Origin of the sequence: Dickeya lacustris (genome assembly GCF_029635795.1) — a bacterium.
Lineage (GTDB): Bacteria > Pseudomonadota > Gammaproteobacteria > Enterobacterales > Enterobacteriaceae > Dickeya > Dickeya lacustris.
Genome location: NZ_CP114280.1, coordinates 1,350,189 through 1,367,823, shown reverse-complemented (window position 1 = coordinate 1,367,823; position 17,635 = coordinate 1,350,189). Strand labels below are relative to the sequence as shown.

The window sequence follows — 17,635 nt, the reverse complement described above, 5'->3', positions numbered from 1 at the left end:
TAACATGACTGCATCGTCGTTTGTCTCAACCGGTGATGACCCCTTGCCGGTACTGATAGTAGAAGATGAACCCAAACTTGGGCAGTTGCTGGTGGATTATCTGCAAGCCTCAGGTTATGCCACCCACTGGTTAACGCAGGGTGAAGAGGTTGAACCTTGGGTGCGCGAACATCCCTGCCAACTCATTCTGCTGGACTTAATGCTGCCAGGCCGTGATGGGTTAACGCTCTGCCGTGCAATCCGTGGCTTTTCCAACGTTCCTATTATTATGGTAACAGCACGCAGCGATGAGATTGACCGGCTACTGGGGCTGGAAATTGGCGCGGATGATTATATTTGTAAACCCTACAGCCCACGCGAAGTGGTTGCACGGGTGAAAACCTTGCTACGCCGTTGCCGCTGGCAACATGAACCGAAAGCCAATGATGCCGTGTCTGCGTTACTGATAGACCAGCATCGTTATCAGGCAAGCTATCTGGGTCGGCAGCTCGATTTAACGCCAGCCGAATTCCGGCTGTTAAAAACGCTCTCAGCCGAACCGGGACGCGTCTTTTCACGCGAGCAGCTGCTCGATCACCTGTATGACGATTATCGGGTGGTAACGGATAGAACGATCGACAGCCACATTAAGAACCTGCGGCGTAAGCTTGAGATGTTTGACCAGGAAACCTCGTTCATTCGCACCGTTTACGGTATGGGCTATCGCTGGGAAGCCGCCGCCAGCCAGGAAACGCCGGAATAGACCAATCTGGCGAGTCGGCAAGCGCTCATCAAAGATACTGTCTGACTCGGTTAAAAATTTGCAATTTCCAGTTCGTTTCCAACTGCTAGCATAGTCATCAATATAATAACCATGATGGGGATGAGTATGTCGGGATTAGTGGATGGCAAATGGGTTGACGGCGATGTCGCGGCTGAAGAGATCAAAGGCGGGGCGTTTCATCGTCAGGAAACCCGGTTTCGTGATACCGAGCTCGCCCCCGAAGCAGGGCGCTACCACCTGTTTGTCTCGTATTTGTGCCCGTGGGCATCACGCACGCTGATTTTTCGCAACCTAAAAGGGTTACAACACGTGGTGCACTTATCGGTGGCGGAACCACGTATTGGCGATCAGGGCTGGGAATTCAGCATACCGCAAGATGCGGGTGATAACATCGGGCCGGTACGTTACCTGCATCAGCTTTATACCGCCAGCAATGCGCACTACACCGGCAAAGTCTCCGTACCGGTATTGTGGGACAGGCAAGAAGGCCGCATCGTCAATAATGAATCAGCAGAGATTATTCGCCTTTTTAATCAAGCATTTAATGCACTGACCGGCAACACGCTGGACTTTTATCCCCCCGCATTGCAACCGGTCATCGACCAGTGGAACAGCCTGATTTATGACCATATCAATAATGGCGTGTATAAAACCGGGTTTGCCAAAACACAGGAACACTATGAACAGGCTGTCGTTAATCTGTTTAACGCATTAGAGACTGTAGAGGCCCACCTTGGGCAGCACCGTTATCTGGCCGGTGATACGCTAACGGAAGCAGACTGGCGGCTGTTTGTGACACTGATTCGTTTTGATGCGGCGTACCACGGCGCATTTAAATGCAACCTGCGTCGTCTGGAGGATTACCCGCAGCTTACCGGGTATCTGCGCGAGCTCTATCAGTGGCCCGGGGTAAAAGAGACGGTCAACATCGGGCATATCAAAGCCGGTTATTATGGTATTCGCTGGCTGAACCCGACAGAAATTATCCCTAAAGGCCCGATATTGGATTTTGAGCAACCACACGGGCGTGAGCGCGTTGGCCCTTCTGCCGGGGTGCGCTTTTCTTAACCCACGTTCCTTTTATTCGCTTTATTCGCCTGATACACCCAACACACGGTGACAAAATAGTATCACCGCGTGTTGGTTTCACACGCAGAGACACCCGCCACCTATTTCCCCTCTTCCTACACCCACAGCGCGCTCGCACCCTTTATCACACTCTTGATCGCATTCTTGATGATAACCATTGCGCAGAGCCGCTCGGCGGTGGCTCGAAAGTGATGACTTTTTGTTAATCTATCGCTTATTATTATTTCAATTTATTAGAAAAAATTGCGCCACCAAACCAAGAATTTATTCAAAGGAAGATGATGAATATTTCAACTGATGATGATTGCCTGGGGTTTGACACAACCTGTGCACTTGCTAAACATTTGAAAGTCATAAGATACAGTGATGGTTTTTTTAGCTCAATTCCACATGACTTCTTCCAAAACTGGCTTGGAGAGCAATCTGATATTGGTTTATTTCACATAGGTAAAGGCTCTGGAGTAGGGGTCGGTTCAGTAGTGAAATATGATTCAGGCGCTCAAAACTTAAGAATTGGCAGGTTTGTTGCGGGAGGCTGCCGGTTAAAGTTCATTTTAAACGGGCAGCATGAAATGCGAACCATCTCGACAGCCATGTTTTCTCTGTTTAGTGAAGAGCTCCAAAACCCGTTACAACCCCAATATCAAGACTCGATTGTTAAAAATGACGTCTGGATCGGTGATGAAACGATGATGTTGGGCGGCGGCATTATTGAAAATGGATGCGTTATTGGCGCTCGCTCGTTACTGCCGCCAAACTTCAGAAGTGAAGCCTACGGTATTTATGCAGGGACACCGGCAAAACTCATTCGCTTTCGTTTTTCAGAAAAAATTCGTGAAGCGTTATTAGATCTCGCCTGGTGGGATATGCCTGAATTATTTGGGTGGATAAAACAGCATATGCAGTTTTTTTTAGTCGATCTTACTGATGATGAGGCAAAAAGCCTTGATGTTATCTGCGAGCTCAAAGAGGAAAAACAGCGCTGGTTAGCCACACACGCAACGCCCAAATAATCTCTCGCCACATGCGTGCTGGCCCCTACACCATCAAGGCCAGCACCTGTTACGCCTGCTTCAACACCTATACCAGCCTCAACGCTTACGCCAGCCTCAACACCCACACTTTTTCTATGCACTTTTCGCTTGCTGACTGCTGATTTTTACCGCCATTGGCGCTAGAATCTGCCGCCTTTAACTGCTCCCGAGCGGGAGCAGCCTGACCTGTGATCAGACTCGAGAGAAACCATGTTCAAACCAGAATTACTGTCTCCGGCCGGTACGTTAAAAAATATGCGTTACGCTTTTGCGTACGGCGCAGATGCAATTTATGCCGGTCAGCCCCGTTATAGCCTGCGAGTACGCAATAACGAGTTCAACCATCAAACACTGGCGCAAGCCATCAGTGAAGCGCATTCGCTGGGGAAAAAGTTTTATGTGGTGGTGAACATCGCGCCTCATAACGCCAAGTTGAAAACCTTCTTACGTGATTTACAGCCTGTTGTCGATATGCAGCCCGATGCGCTCATCATGTCTGATCCTGGGCTCATTATGCTGGTACGTGAGAACTTCCCACAGATGCCAATTCACCTGTCGGTGCAGGCTAATGCGGTAAACTGGGCGACGGTGAAATTCTGGCAGCAAATGGGATTAAGCCGGGTGATTCTCTCGCGTGAGTTATCGCTTGAAGAGATTGAAGAAATCCGCGCTCAGGTGCCGGAAATGGAACTGGAAATTTTCGTGCATGGCGCGCTGTGTATGGCCTATTCCGGGCGCTGCCTGCTCTCGGGTTATATTAACAAGCGCGATCCAAACCAGGGCACCTGCACCAATGCCTGCCGGTGGGAATATAAAGTGCAGGAAGGCAAAGAGGATGATACCGGCAATATCGTCCATATTCATGAGCCTATCGCGATTACAGAAGTCGGGAGCACCGCTGTTCAGCCCACACTCGGTATCGGCGCACCGACGGATAAAGTGTTCATGCTAGAAGAGAGCCAGCGACCAGGCGAGTACATGAGTGCGTTTGAAGATGAACACGGCACTTACATCATGAACTCTCGCGATCTGCGCGCGATTCAGCACGTCGAACGGTTAACCAAAATGGGCGTTCACTCCCTGAAAATCGAGGGGCGCACCAAATCGTTCTACTACTGTGCGCGTACAGCGCAGGTTTATCGTCAGGCTATCGATGATGCTGCGGCAGGCAAACCGTTTGACCCGACACTGCTACAGACGCTGGAAGGGCTGGCGCACCGTGGTTATACCGAAGGTTTCCTGCGCCGCCACGTCCATGAAGACTACCAGACTTACGAATACGGTTACTCCGTCTCCGATCGTCAGCAGTTTGTGGGTGAGTTCACCGGCCAGCGTCGCGACGGCCTGGCGGAAGTCGCCGTTAAAAACAAGTTTGCCTGCGGCGATAGCGTGGAAATGATGACACCGGGCGGCAATATCCAGTTTACCGTGACAACGTTGCTGAACAAAAAAGGTCAACCGGTTGATGTCGCCCCGGGAGACGGCCACATTGTGTATTTACCGGTGCCTGATGACATCGCGCTGGAATACGCGTTATTACTGCGTAATTTGCCGGGAACGAACACCCGACAACCGCATGCCAAATGAGAAAAGTAACAGAAACGAAGGTAATGTGACATTTTTTAGAATCTGGTCACATCAATCGCGCGTCCAACTGGTTACTATTTCAGCGCTGAGAAAATACAGAACAAAAAATAAGCGTAGTGACATCGTCCTACATTAGGAACCACCTCCTTAGGCCAGCTCAATCTCCCTTGAGCTGGCCCTTTTCTTTGTGTCAAACGGCTTGTGTCAAACGGCTTTATTCCCGTTTCAGGCGCGAACTGTTCACCAGATACAGCGTGATAACCAAAATCAGGATCGCCCCAGAATAGGTGAAAGTATCGGCCGGATTGTTATGATCAACAATAATCAGGCGCACAATCGCCGTAATGCCGATATAAACAAAATAGCGTAGCGGGAAGTGATAGCCTGATAAAAAATACTTCACGATCAGCGCCAAAAATTCAAAATAGAGAAAATAAATCACCAGGCTCTCAATCAGCATGTAAGACGATTCTTTCTCATTACTGACCAACAAAACCGTTGCCAGATGCCAGGTTTCCTTGCCAAGGAAAACCACCAGAATCACCGCCAGCACCAACAACCCGACATTGAGTATGGTCTGTAATCCCTTGGCTACCATCACTGCTCGTGCAGAACCTGCCATATAACGCCCTCTCCCCGTAATGGCCAAAAGCAGCCCCGTAAAACAGGGGCCTGCGACATTGAAAAGCCGCCAATGCGCTGTGCTTTAGCAACAGCAGCGGCAATAACATGATGAAGATCACAAATTACTCAGCCTGTGTCTGGCTGTCTATGCAATCTTCCTCAACCGATATCGAATTTTCTTATCTCAGACGGTTCCTATCCCAGACCATTCCTATCTCAGACAGCGCCTACCACCAGCGGTGAAAATGGTGTACCGGGCCAATGCCCTGCCCAACAGCCAGCGAGTCCGCCTGCTCAAGCGCGCCTTGCAGATAACCTTTAGCCGCCGAGAGCGTCTGTAACCAATCATCATGACGAGGACGCAATGCAGCCAGCGCCGCAGAGAGCGTGCATCCGGTGCCATGCGTATGACGGGTATGCACGCGTACACCGCTGACCCTTATCGGCTCGGCGTGTGGCAGTAGCAGCCAGTCTGGGCTATCAGGTTGATTAAGATGACCGCCTTTCATCAGCACGGCCTGGCAGCCCATCGCCAACAGCGCCTCACCTTGACGGCGCATCTCCTGTTCGTCCTGTGCAACCCGACAGCGCAACAGCGCTGCCGCCTCCGGCAAGTTAGGCGTAATCAGCGATACCCGTGGCAGCAAAAGCTGGCGCAGAGCCTCAATCGCCTCATCGGTCAGCAGAGGGTCGCCACTTTTCGCCAGCATGACCGTATCGAGCACCACATAGGGCAATGGGTAGCGCTGCAATGCCTGAGCAACCACCTCCACTATCGCGCAGTGCGACAACATACCGATTTTGGCGCTGTCGATACGCACATCACTGAGTACGGAGTCCAGTTGCGCGGCCACAAATGCAGGTTCAATACGATAAACCGACTGCACGCCGCGTGTATTCTGTGCCACCAATGCCGTGATAACGCTCGTGCCGTAAGCCGAAAGCGCCGAAAACGTTTTCAAATCGGCCTGAATTCCCGCCCCGCCGCTCGGGTCAGTTCCGGCAATGGAGAGCGCATTAATACGGGTTATCATCGGCACACCTCCACCGTTGAGATGGCGACATTAACGTGACGACGACGGAAAAACGCAGGCGGTAGCAAACCAACAGGAGCAAAGGCACGCGCCGTTGGCGCGCGAAAGACAGGCAGAGCGAGCATAAACCTCCCAACCGGCGTGGCAGAAGGCGGTAGCCAATGGGATACCGTGACTTCCCTACGCTGGCATTATCCAGTTCAGGTCATACGGGTATTTCTCAGCCGTGTGCGTTGCACGCGCACGGCACCCCGAGTCAACGACGCCATTATTGGGAAGCCGGGTGGCAAAGGTCAAGATGAAAAAACGCCATGTCTCGCCCTGTCACACGGCTCACCATATCAAGAGACCAGCACCAGCGGGGACGCAGGCGGTGGATAATCAACGCCTTGCCATGAAAACCGCATCGGGCAACAACGACGCTCTCCCCTCATGCCGGGGCGACACATCACGGCCACCGTATAACCATCCGGGTCGCGCACAAAAGCAGCATATTCACCCGGATGGCTCGCCACCGGCTTGCCGGATATCGCATTCTCTACGCCTCCGGCAGCAAGGGCTGCGCTGAAAAACGCATCCACCGCCGCTTTTGACGGCGCGCTAAAGGCAATATGCAGCGCCGCAGGCCGACACACTTCGCCCTGAAATAGCCAAAACGTCACGCCCGAACTCGCAGCCAGACCATCACCGCTCAACAAAGCAAAACTGACGGCAAATTTCATATCCTTAACGTGCTCATACCCCAGCGGTTGTAGCGCCTGTTGGTAAAAATGCAGGCTGCGACGTAAATCAGACACCGGGATACTCAACTGTTCAAGCATACTTATTCTCCTGGCTACGCCTGTGGTCATGCCCTGCCCGATACCGTAGTACAGGAAACAGATCCACTCCTTAACACTCAACATAGTCAGGTTGACGGAGGAAAATCCTGATCCAGATCGAAAAAATTACGATTATTTATTCATGAAAAATGATTTTTTATTGAATTAACCCGGCGTATTTAGCCTCGGTTCGAGCGCCAGCATCGCAAAGCTTGCCAGCCAGTGCCCGCCGCTATAGTGGCTACCTACCACATGGTTGATGCTCGCCGCCAGATGTCGCCCGGCGCTCTCCAGCAACAGCGCACGGCGAGCATCGGATGAGGGCAATTGCCCGACAATACGTTGCATGCACCAGGCGCGGCTGAGGTTTAACCCATCCAGATGGGCGATTTTCGGGTCGGTACGATCGCTCAATTGGGCTGGATGCAACAAGGTGGAGGTGTCTGACAAATCGGGCAGAAAACGCGTAAACCACTCCGGGAATGCCGTCCCCATCACCTGGCTCATCAACAACGCCTCACTCAACGCCCCCGATAAATAGTCATCACCGGCGGGCTCATAGCGTGCAGGATAGTCGTAATCCGAGGCGTAATAACGCACAGCCGCATCACGCAAGGATTGCGCCAACGCCTTATCGTCCACCGCATTGGCATATTCAAGCGACAAACTCAATGCAAACGCCGTGTTGTAATGCGTGCCGACCCGAATCGGATAGGTAAGTTTATCGAGATAGTCCAGTAGCCGCTGACGCAGGTCATCAACCAGCGGTTGCAGGCAAGAGAGCCAGCGGGCCGCCGCCGGGTGCGCCGAGTATGTTAATTCGCCCGCCAGTGCCAACAGCCAGGCATAACCATAAGGCCGCTCAAACGACGAACGCATCGGCGCGTGAAAGTAGGCCCGCTCCACCGCCATATTCGGCACGGTGAAATGCTCATCAAATAGCCGGGTGATGTCGTCATAGCAGGGCAGTGACGGAAAATGGCGCAGACAACGCAGCAATAGCCAGTAGCCATGCACCGCCGAGTGCCAGTCAAAGCAGCCATAAAACACCGGATGCAGTTGCCGTGGGGTTGTGGCATCGTCATCGCTATTGAGCAAATGCATAATGTGATTCGGATATTCCTGACGTAAATACCGTAATGGCATACGGGCAAACGCCTCGGCCTGCGAGAGAGTCAGTGGCATAGTTACTCCTTACAACCCGGCGCAATACACCGGGGAATGCCGGAAACAGAGCAACGCCGTTCTCTGCCATGGTACGGCAGAGCCCAGCGCAATTAACGAAACGCCAGCCAGTACATCAGCAGGATATTGACCAGCAACAGCGCCAGCGCCGTTGGGATCTGCACCTTGATAACCTGATATTTATCCTTCAGTTCCAGCAACGCGGCAGGCACAATATTGAAGTTGGCAGCCATCGGCGTCATCAGCGTGCCGCAGTAACCAGCATACATGCCGATGGCCAGTAACGGCGCGGGGTCAGCATGCTGTTGCACAATGAGAAAGGGCAACGCAATACCTGCGCTCATAACCGGAAAGGCGGCAAACGCATTCCCCATCACCATGGTAAACAGCGCCATGCCAAGACCATAAATCACCACCAGCATGAAGCGGTTATCCGGGTTGACGAGTTTGCTGACAATATGACCAACGGCATCCCCTGTTTTCGCAGCAACAAACACGCCGCCCAACATGGCGAGCATCTGCGGCAAAATAATCGCCCAGCCAATCGTATCGACCAGTCGTCGGGATTGGCGAATCGCGTGGAGCGGCGAGCCTTTGGTAAGTCCCCAGCCGGTCAGTATCGCCAGTACGCAGGCAAGGCATAACGCCGCCAGCGTCAGCTGTTTTTGGTCCAGCAGGTAACTGCCGCCAACGGCGACGCCTTTCAGTAACAGAGTCCCTGTCACCGTTATCACCGGTATTAACAGCGCGGGTAAAAACAACCGGTTTTTCAATCGGGAAGCGCTGGCCTGACGCGCATCGTCCGATGACATGTCATACCGCCCCATGGCCACCTGACCGGTACCGGCTAATAACGCAATGGCGATGACCATCACCCCGATACTGCGATAAGCCAGCGATTTGCCCAACAGCTCAATCATGACATCGCCAAACAGGAATACCGCCCCAAACAAAAACCAGAACAGCGCCGTGCTATAACGCTTCGGATTCCCCTTATCACGCAGGGTCATCACCACCAAAATCATGACGATAAACCCTATCAGGTAATACACCCGGTTGATGGTTAATAACGTATTCATGGCTGTGTCCCCGCATTTTTCACCTGTTGTTGCCAGGCGACAACGTCACGGCGAATGCTGGCATCAAGCCGGGTGAGGCGAAACAGGTGAATAACCAATGCGGCCAGCGCAGTTGGAATTGCCCACAGGCCGATATGCAGCGGTTCAATACCGCTGATGCCATTCTCGCGCAAGAAGGCATCAATCAGCAGCACTGCGCCGAAAGCGATAAAAATGTCCTCGCCGAAGAAAACGGCAATATTGTCACAGGCAGCGGCATGCGCTTTGATTTTATCGCGAATGTACGCCGGCAGCTCACCGTACTGGTTCAGCGCCGCGCCTTCCGCCATCGGTGCCAGCAGCGGGCGCACCGTCTGGGCATGGCCGCCAAGCGACATCAACCCCAGAGCCGCCGTACCTTCGCGTACTAAAAAATAGACCATCAATATGCGAGCCGAGGTAACGCTTGCTATCCGCGCAACCCAGGATTGTGCGCGCTCCTTCAGGCCATAATACTCAAGCAGCCCAATCACCGGCAGAATCAAAATAAATGTCGCCAGCGAACGACTGTTTAGAAACTTCTCGCCAAACGTTTCCAATAAAACCCCAATATCCATACCGACGGCGATACCTGTGGTTAACCCAGCAACCACGACCACCAGTAATGGGTTAAAACGCAGGGCGAAGCCAATCACGACTATCGGTATCCCGACCAGCGGGACGAGTGTGCTGCTGTCCATCACATCTCCTTATATCTCATTCTATAAATCATTTTATTTATTCTTTTAAGGAATATATTAGGTTAAAAAATGAGTCAATGGCTTTGTCGCCGAGCGCGGCAATAATCGGTATCGATATGTTACGTTGCCCCTGCCCTGCTCAGGCCACGGCAGGCACACGTCGTTAGAGAGAAGCGAGTCATCACACTCGATATCATCAAATACCGTCATCGGTATTCTTTCCCGGCTGATATGTACTCCGGCAATTCACCAGCAAGACGCGGCGCACCATAGCGCTGTTTTGCCATCAGCGAATGCGTTACGAACAGCCTCATACACATGTGGCGGAACTGTTGACGTGGGTTTATCTGACAATGACGCCTGCGCCAGTTGCAGAGCTGGGATTCATACCGGCTAGCGGCGGCGACACCGATGCGTTCAGCGAGTTTCAGGGCTTCATCGCGGAATTCGGGTGTGTACTGTTTACGGGCCGTTTTGCTGGTGATGCGGGTTTTGTCATGAGTAATCACCTCTTATTTGAGCGTTTACCCACTTAGTTGCCTGTCCAATAATGATAGGTAGGATCAGATTAGACTGACAACAGGGACAATAAACATCAACGCTGGCCATGAGAAAACCTTAAAAGCGAGCATGATATATCACAATCAATTAATTGGATGCATTACCAAAAAATGATCACAATAATAATCACAGTGATCATATTATTAAAAAACACCCATTAAAAAATAACAGTCGAACTATAGAGGTGTATGATATATATCATGAACAATCAGAATTGTTATAGACAAACAACGTTCGACACACTTTAACGCTCATCTTTAGACTTATTTTTTATAAACATAAAATTTCACTTTTCTTATTCCGTTAATAATGGATAGTGAATGCGGAATTCGTATAGGGCACCCAACCGATCCGTAATACACTGGCTGGAAGGAAATCGTCATACAGGAACCGTTAACAAAGTACCAGATCTGCTGACACAATGACTGAACATTTATTGGCCCATAATAAGGTAGTCAAGAGACTGACATCCTGATGTCGAGAGCAGAAAATAGCTGTAATAAGTAAAAACATAAGGATATCCAGGAGAGATCATGCAGAAGGAATTCGTTTCTTTGTCCCTACTAATTGCTGCAAGTGTAGCAGCGTTTCCTTTGATGGCCACCACTGGCAGTATCAGTAGCACAGAAGCAGCGCAAATAAGATTTGTTTATTCTGATGGCTCAAGCACCCCTGCATTGAACCAGTTTTATGCGAGTGCAACAAAGTTTCCTTCTGGAACGTCGAGCAAAACCAAGAAGCTGACTCAGGTAATTTATAGCGTAACGTCCTATCCCACTGCATATACTGAAAGTGTCGACATATGTTATTACTTGCCTTATCAGACATCACCAACAAAATGTATTGTTGTACCTAAAGGTATATCTGGAACAACCCCCCAATTCAATGAATTACGTTTTGATCACGGCGTACGAATTCAAATTCAGCACAAACTCACGGGAAAACCCGGAGAGAACCTACACCCATCACAAAAAGAGAGTATTACCTGGGAATATGCTTACTAACCTGATTAATTATTCACATCGTTCTAATTGACGGTGGCGAGATATTTCAAGCTTCCTTTAAAAACAGGCAAGGGAAAATTTCCATTATGATTATCAATACATCCACAGCGACATATGCTCAGATGAAAAATGCACCAGGCGACGACCAAAAAACAGTTCCCTCCTTGTCTGCCCAGGTAAATAGCGCACAGGATGCGATATTATCGACCAAACAGACCCAAATAAGTGGTAAAGGGCTGATGATGTCTCGCTTATTTGGTGGTACAGATACCATCCCGTCAGTTCAGACACAATTAACCGAAACTACGATGCAGATGTCCTCTGTTAACTTCCTCACCAATGAGGATCGCAGTATGTTGTCCGAGCTGTACGCTCAGACTCAACAGCAAGGAACAGACCTGGGGTATGTGGACGCTCTGGCGAGAGATCTGGGTGACTATCGTATGTTTGGGGGCGTAAGTGCCAACGTCAATAACGGAGGAATATATGATACCAGTGGGCACATGCAGACGTTTAAATTTACCGAAACGGATACTGCAACAGCCACACGCATACTAAACGGTGATGGAATTGCTAAAACATCGCTGGATTCGGGATTTTTACGCTATGTACTCGATCCTGGCTTTTCGTTCGATCATCGAACAAATTTTGAATTCCTGGAAGAAGTTGTGAACACGTTCGGTCAGGGTACTGTAAATGAAGGCCAGCCTTTCTCCGGTAAATTCTCTGTCTATGCACAGACTGGAAATCAAAACTTTATTGTTGAAACCTCCAGCGAGATTACGCTGCATTCTAAGGAACCGGACTTTCGAAATGTCGATGGAGTATTCTTCGTCACCGAAACCGGGTTAAAGAATGGATTTAGCCTGATCGACGGAAATCCTGTTCAGGGGCTTCCAATGATGCTGCTGGATCTTCTTAAGACAGGTAACACTATCTGGAATAGTATAAAATAGCCGTGCTCGATGCTGATTTCTAACAACATGCCAAGAACTCAACTAAGATAGCGCTAATCTGCTGCTGTAAGCCCACCCGTTTTAGTTCCATGCACGTTTTGAGGTTTCAGGGTCTTCAGTTATCAGCCAGTATTAGTATTCCTCCGGTATCAGGTTATTCAGGGATTTATGAGGCCGCTCGCTGTTGTCTTCCATCAGCCAGCGCGCTGTGATTTCCCGTGCTTCATTCAATGTTCTGAACAGATAAAAATCCAGTATCGCTGTCCGCGTAGCATCTGAAACAGCTTCTTAAAACCATATCGTGGGTAGCGCTCCGCCATCTCAGTCAACGCCTGAATCACCGGCTCATCACGCCGGGTGGTAATCCCCCCGAAAAACCAGTGCATGCATAAGTAGAATTTTCTCCTAACCTGAATGCAGGGGGATTTCTATGAAACGATCACGTTTTACTGACAGTCAGATCATCACCATTCTCAAACAGGCTGAGGCGGGTACGCCGGTTCCTGAACTGTGCCGGGAGCATGGCATCAGCAGTGCCAGTTTTTATAAATGGCGCTCAAAGTTTGGCGGGATGGATGCTGCACTGATGAGCCGACTGAAAGAGCTTGAAGAAGAAAATCGCCGACTAAAAAAAATGTATGCTGAAGAGCGTCTGAAGGCCGAAATTATTCAGGAAGCGATGGCAAAAAAGTGGTGAAGCCATCAGACCGGAAGCAGATGGCTCTGCATGCAGTTGAACACCGGGGATCAGTATCCGTCTGGCCTGTCAGCTCTTTGTCGTCAGCGAATGTTGCTACCGATACAGGCGCTTACTGAGTCAGGAAAATCAACGGATTGCTGACTGGCTGGTGCGCATCACGGACAGCCAGCGAAACTGGGGCTTTCGGCCTGTGTTACCTGTATCTGCGCAACGTGAAAGGCTTTGTCTGGAACCACAAGAGAATTTACCGGATTTACTGCGAACTGTCGCTGAATATGCGGATAAAACCTAAAAAACGGTTGAAACGTGAAAAGCCGGAACCACTGAGGGTCCCCACTGGCAGTAACGAGAGTTGGTCAATGGATTTTATGCATGATCAGTTGTCAGATGGTCGCTCCGTTCGTCTGCTGAATATTATTGATGATTTCAATCGCGAGGCCCTGGCAATAGAGGTCGATTTTTCCCTTCCGGCCAGTCGGGTAGTCAGAACTCTCGAACAACTGATTGAATGGAAAGGGAAACCGGCATCGATTCGATGTGACAACGGACCAGAATATGCAGGTAACACTCTGATAGTATGGGCTGAACGACAAAATATCATCCTCAATTTTATTCAGCCGGGGAAGCCACAACAGAATGCGTATATTGAGCGTTATAACCGGACAGTGCGTTATGACTGGCTGGGGCACTATCTGTTTTATTCGCTGAGTGAGTTACAGGAATACGCCACACAATGGCAATGGTTCTATAATCACGAACGACCGAATATGGCACTGAATGGCTTCACACCAATGCAGCATATTCAGCGCTTATCTGATTCTACTTATCTGCCCGGTTAAAAATGGGGGGATTACCGGGTATCGGGCGGATAAAAATAGACCGTCCTGCTCAACGATAACGTCCTGTATGCCTGGCGGAGGCTCATCGCAAACTGTTTCCGGTTGTCATAGCTGGCTTCAGAAATGCCGGCTTCACGGCAGGCACACGTCGTTAGAGAGAAAGGAATGAACACAGCACGCGCAGCATAAAAGAAACGCCGCAGGTGGCGGCAACAATCGATGGGGAAAGAACGAGAAAGGATAACAGGCGATAAACCTCATCACCCGGCGACCGTGCCGGGCTGCATGCTGGTCGTTACGGCAAATGATCTACCGTCGCGCCATTGGCATTACGGTACGTTTTTCTGCCGCTGCTGTCCGTGGTGGCACTCCCGATTATCTTGCCGTTTCTGTCACGGTAGGTGGTGTTGCCCGTCACACTCGTTGACGCAGACCCCACAATGCCACCATTCGGGTCTCGGTATGTCGTTTCACCACTATTACTGGTGTGAGCACTCCCGACAATAGACCCGTTAGCATTCCGGTAGGTGGTGTTTCCACTGGTCGTATCCGTCGATGCCGACCCAACCGTCCTGCCGTTTTGATCCCGATAAGTTGTATTGCCCATACTATCGGTTGTGGCATTCATTCCCTGATAACCAACAACGCGCTTCGCTTGCGCGCTGACATAAACCGGTGAACACATCAGTAAAGATAACGCCATAACACACGCTTTTTGTTTCAACATCAGCAGTTCTCTCGTCAGGCCAGAAAACGGATTAAACCACCATCACAGGGTAGACGCCCTACTCATCCACTGCGCTGTACCCGAGGCGGCCAATAAACGGCAAACGCAATGCCGGAGGGTTTAAGTCTACGCCAAGGTTCACCCCCAACACATTGACCTCAACCCCTTCTTCCAGGCCGAGATTAAAGCCGAGCATCCCCAATAATGACACCTGTACGCCTTTGCCAGATGAAGAGAGCCCGACCGGGTTCGTTAGCGCGCGGAAATCTTTGCCAATCGCATTAGCCGGCAAATCCAACTGCAACTCCGGTACTTCGCGGCCAATATGCGCCATAAACGTGTTGCTGTTAGGCCCAGGCCAAGCATGGTAGGTATGCGGCCAGGGGTAACTTTTCACCGCTTGTTCAATTTTCGGGATCATGGCCTCAGCCGCCTTGCCCCGGTGAGTAACCAGAACATGGGGCAGCGAGCCGAACCAGTAGCCATCAGGCACGGGCGTAGAATTACGGCGCACCACATCGCCTTCGCCCCAGGCGATGACTTCATAACGCTGATACTGCGTCTCACCGGCTTTTTTGATGATAATCCACGGATGCACCGCCACCAGGCCGCGCCAGCCATAGGTGGCGGCGGTATACACCTGCACGATGGCCGTCTGGCTGTTGGCAACCGGGTCAGGAGCCAGTTTGGCTGAATCACGCCGTGCAGACAAATAATCCTTCCCGCCCATTTGCTCTGCGCTGTGTGCCGCGCGTATCACACTTTGACCAAATGAAAAGATCAATACGCCGCTCATCATCAGGCCGGCCACCTTGAGGAATTTCATCGATGCGGGTCACTCCATGATTATCGTGAGAAGAGATAATCATCTCTTTGATTTTTATGATGCTATCCCAGCCACAACACCGTGATACGAGCCATAACGCGATGGCTCGTCTCTCAGGCATTAATTGATGACGCCCAGCTCTGTTGGGTTAGGGTAGAGAATTGTCCAGCGGACGCTATCATCATTCACGCTGGTTGCCGTTGCGGAAACCTGATATGTCTCGGCATTCATGACAATATAACGTCCATTAGACAGCGCCTGCAATGTGCCGCTGCCATTTCCCGAGTCGTTATAGGCAAATGACTCACTGTTTGTTACCGCATCTGCCGTTGCCAGTACCGTGCCGTCAGCCGCGACTGACAGATATTTCCCGGTTTGCATCGAACGAAAAGCAAATCTATTTTTTGCCAGATATACAGCCTGAAAACCATTTGTCACCGATGGGCTTATCCCATTGACAACCGCAGGAGAGGACGTATTTATTACAGATACCAGTGCGCCACTGTTATCTGCATTGATATATTTCTTTACCGATTGCAGCACAACATACATGTTATTTGATACCGCAAGTGTATTGCCTGCCAGCACGCCCTCATAAGACGGATGATCAAAATAAAACTTCCCTATTGGCATTCTGCCGATCACCTCTCGGGTATAAGAAAGTTTCTCTTTATCAACGCCTGCTGCCGTAAATAAATTCAGGATACCCTGATAAATGGGACGGAATTCACCACGAAAACGCGAAGACACCGTCACCCCGGGTATCCATGAATAACCTCTGCGCATATCATCAAGCGTATATCCTTTTCCTGGAATCGGGGTATAAGGAACATCATAGCCAAGATTATATTTAGCAATATATTCAGCGGCCTTCACCAGAGGATAACTATTATCGGGATAACTCACCAGATCTGCGCCTGTTTGCTGATATTGACGCTGGTTATAACCCATCTGAGCAGCCATAATCAATAACCCCAGGCCGCCTTGGGCATGAGCCTGGTCGCGGCCACTTTCCTGTAACTGGCCGCTATCATTCTGGACATAATGAATGACTGAACCATTACCCTCGCCGTTTTTAAAATAATTCACGGCATCATTATAAATAACCGAATCATTTAACCAAATGCCCAGACTCAAATTAAATACCGTATCGGCGGCATCCCAGTTACCGTTCGCCCATCCCCCATTGACCTGACCATAGGTGCGGGTGAGCGGGTAAAATACCGTCGTCATCATCGCACTAAAGCGCTCAATATCCGCAGCCGCCCAACCACTCTCGCTATAACGCAGAATTTCCGCCGCATTCAGTAATTTATAGCCATAGAGACTGGCTGCAAGCTGCGCATCGTTTCCTTTAATAGACTGTAAAGTCGAAGACCAGCCATTAAGGATTTTAATTGCTGCGCTGGCATAAGCCGGGTCTCGTGTGATTGACCACTCAATGGCGAGAAATAATGCCGCCGAAGCACTGGTTTGTAATTCACCGTTCCCTGAGCTGCCATAAACAGGGTCATTCCTGTACACCACACTCTTCGGTGTAACCGAATAGCCGGCCCCGGCCAGATAATGCGTTTGTAATATCTTCCAATCCCGAAACCAAGGGTCTTTTTTATTATTCACGCCTGCGCTCATTTTATTGAGATCGGCAGACGTATACAGCATACCGGGGTGCAGGAAAGTTGAATCATTCGTTACCGCATAACTGAATACCGCCCCCATCAGGCATATCACCACCACGATGAAGGTTGAAACCTCCTGCCATACTGTTTTATATAACGATACATTCATACATTTTTTCCTTTTCATACTTTTCTCCTTTTCATCGTTTTTTCCTTTCCATAATTGCTTCCTTTCTATTTATGAAGGATATTGCTCCCCCCCTGCTACAGAATAAAACATCACAGGCTGATTTTTAACGCGCCTATACCTATTCTGATATTAGTCATAGCTACAGAGCGAAAGCAACACATGTATAAAATGCAAATAACGTAACGACACTATACCCAATCTATCAGGAATCATTTATGAGCGATATGCCTCAAAATCATATCATTATCGCAGGGTAACGCCCCCGAAAAACCGATAGT

The 17,635-nt window shown here is 50.1% G+C and carries 16 protein-coding genes, 3 pseudogenes and 1 riboswitch; of the genes and pseudogenes, 7 read left to right on the top strand and 12 right to left on the bottom strand.

Going from position 1 to position 17,635, the window contains the following annotated elements; translation table 11 throughout:
* The first annotated feature begins 4 nt into the window (after positions 1-4).
* The 4 genes from baeR to trhP all read left to right on the top strand — a co-directional run bounded on the left by baeR (position 5) and on the right by trhP (position 4,473).
* Positions 5-742: an envelope stress response regulator BaeR gene (gene baeR / locus O1Q98_RS06105; protein ID WP_125260260.1), complete on the top strand. Its 738-nt coding sequence runs from the start codon at positions 5-7 to the stop codon at positions 740-742.
* Positions 743-868: 126 nt separating this feature from the next.
* Complete coding sequence (locus tag O1Q98_RS06100) at positions 869-1,831, top strand: glutathione S-transferase family protein (RefSeq protein ID WP_125260261.1); 963 nt, start codon at positions 869-871, stop codon at positions 1,829-1,831.
* Positions 1,832-2,133: 302 nt separating this feature from the next.
* Positions 2,134-2,865 (top strand): LbetaH domain-containing protein, encoded by a 732-nt coding sequence (locus tag O1Q98_RS06095; RefSeq protein WP_125260262.1) that lies wholly within the window; start codon positions 2,134-2,136, stop codon positions 2,863-2,865.
* 231 nt (positions 2,866-3,096) lie between these two features.
* On the top strand, positions 3,097-4,473 hold the full coding sequence (gene trhP / locus O1Q98_RS06090) for a prephenate-dependent tRNA uridine(34) hydroxylase TrhP (protein ID WP_125260263.1): 1,377 nt from the start codon (positions 3,097-3,099) through the stop codon (positions 4,471-4,473).
* Between the two features lie 214 nt (positions 4,474-4,687).
* Here trhP and psiE read toward each other — a convergent pair whose 3' ends face one another.
* The 8 genes and pseudogenes from psiE to O1Q98_RS19770 all read right to left on the bottom strand — a co-directional run.
* The gene (psiE, locus tag O1Q98_RS06085) at positions 4,688-5,095 is read right to left on the bottom strand and encodes a phosphate-starvation-inducible protein PsiE (RefSeq protein WP_125260264.1); all 408 of its coding nucleotides are present in this window, start codon (positions 5,093-5,095) and stop codon (positions 4,688-4,690) included.
* A gap of 229 nt (positions 5,096-5,324) precedes the next feature.
* A complete protein-coding gene (gene thiD / locus O1Q98_RS06080; protein WP_125260276.1) occupies positions 5,325-6,128 on the bottom strand; it encodes a bifunctional hydroxymethylpyrimidine kinase/phosphomethylpyrimidine kinase in 804 nt (267 codons plus the stop codon).
* Positions 6,128-6,256, bottom strand: coding sequence for a hypothetical protein (locus tag O1Q98_RS06075; RefSeq protein ID WP_269975704.1), 129 nt, complete (start codon positions 6,254-6,256; stop codon positions 6,128-6,130). Before O1Q98_RS06075 ends, thiD begins: the two co-directional genes overlap by 1 nt.
* A 35-nt stretch (positions 6,257-6,291) precedes the next feature.
* Positions 6,292-6,395, bottom strand: a riboswitch (TPP riboswitch).
* A 77-nt stretch (positions 6,396-6,472) separates the two neighbouring features.
* Complete coding sequence (locus O1Q98_RS06070; RefSeq protein WP_125260265.1) at positions 6,473-6,952, bottom strand: VOC family protein; 480 nt, start codon at positions 6,950-6,952, stop codon at positions 6,473-6,475.
* A gap of 165 nt (positions 6,953-7,117) precedes the next feature.
* Positions 7,118-8,137 (bottom strand): DUF2891 domain-containing protein, encoded by a 1,020-nt coding sequence (locus O1Q98_RS06065; protein ID WP_125260266.1) that lies wholly within the window; start codon positions 8,135-8,137, stop codon positions 7,118-7,120.
* Between the two features lie 92 nt (positions 8,138-8,229).
* Positions 8,230-9,216 (bottom strand): DUF979 domain-containing protein, encoded by a 987-nt coding sequence (locus O1Q98_RS06060; RefSeq protein ID WP_125260267.1) that lies wholly within the window; start codon positions 9,214-9,216, stop codon positions 8,230-8,232.
* On the bottom strand, positions 9,213-9,935 hold the full coding sequence (locus O1Q98_RS06055; RefSeq protein ID WP_125260268.1) for a DUF969 domain-containing protein: 723 nt from the start codon (positions 9,933-9,935) through the stop codon (positions 9,213-9,215). The genes O1Q98_RS06060 and O1Q98_RS06055 overlap by 4 nt, the downstream gene beginning before the upstream one ends.
* A gap of 356 nt (positions 9,936-10,291) precedes the next feature.
* Positions 10,292-10,441, bottom strand: a pseudogene (locus O1Q98_RS19770) (transposase); the annotation flags it as partial.
* Between the two features lie 588 nt (positions 10,442-11,029).
* On the opposite strand from O1Q98_RS19770, the gene O1Q98_RS06045 reads away from it, so the two are divergent.
* Positions 11,030-11,500, top strand: a complete 471-nt coding sequence (locus O1Q98_RS06045; protein WP_125260269.1) for a hypothetical protein — start codon at positions 11,030-11,032, stop codon at positions 11,498-11,500.
* An 86-nt stretch (positions 11,501-11,586) separates the two neighbouring features.
* Positions 11,587-12,456, top strand: coding sequence for a hypothetical protein (locus O1Q98_RS06040; protein ID WP_125260270.1), 870 nt, complete (start codon positions 11,587-11,589; stop codon positions 12,454-12,456).
* Between the two features lie 132 nt (positions 12,457-12,588).
* Here O1Q98_RS06040 and O1Q98_RS06035 read toward each other — a convergent pair.
* Positions 12,589-12,723 (bottom strand): annotated as a pseudogene (locus tag O1Q98_RS06035) (integrase core domain-containing protein); the annotation flags it as partial.
* Positions 12,724-12,886: 163 nt separating this feature from the next.
* Here O1Q98_RS06035 and O1Q98_RS06030 point away from each other — a divergent pair.
* Positions 12,887-13,995: pseudogene (locus O1Q98_RS06030) on the top strand (IS3-like element ISKpn20 family transposase).
* A 295-nt stretch (positions 13,996-14,290) separates the two neighbouring features.
* Here the strand turns inward: O1Q98_RS06030 and O1Q98_RS06025 are convergent.
* The 3 genes from O1Q98_RS06025 to O1Q98_RS06015 all read right to left on the bottom strand — a co-directional run bounded on the left by O1Q98_RS06025 (position 14,291) and on the right by O1Q98_RS06015 (position 17,168).
* Entirely contained in the window at positions 14,291-14,722 is a 432-nt protein-coding gene (locus O1Q98_RS06025; RefSeq protein ID WP_278143204.1) for a hypothetical protein, read from the bottom strand.
* A 58-nt stretch (positions 14,723-14,780) separates the two neighbouring features.
* Entirely contained in the window at positions 14,781-15,548 is a 768-nt protein-coding gene (locus O1Q98_RS06020; RefSeq protein ID WP_125260278.1) for a DUF3750 domain-containing protein, read from the bottom strand.
* Between the two features lie 120 nt (positions 15,549-15,668).
* Positions 15,669-17,168, bottom strand: coding sequence for an alginate lyase family protein (locus O1Q98_RS06015; RefSeq protein ID WP_240632813.1), 1,500 nt, complete (start codon positions 17,166-17,168; stop codon positions 15,669-15,671).
* Between the last annotated feature and the right edge of the window lie 467 nt (positions 17,169-17,635).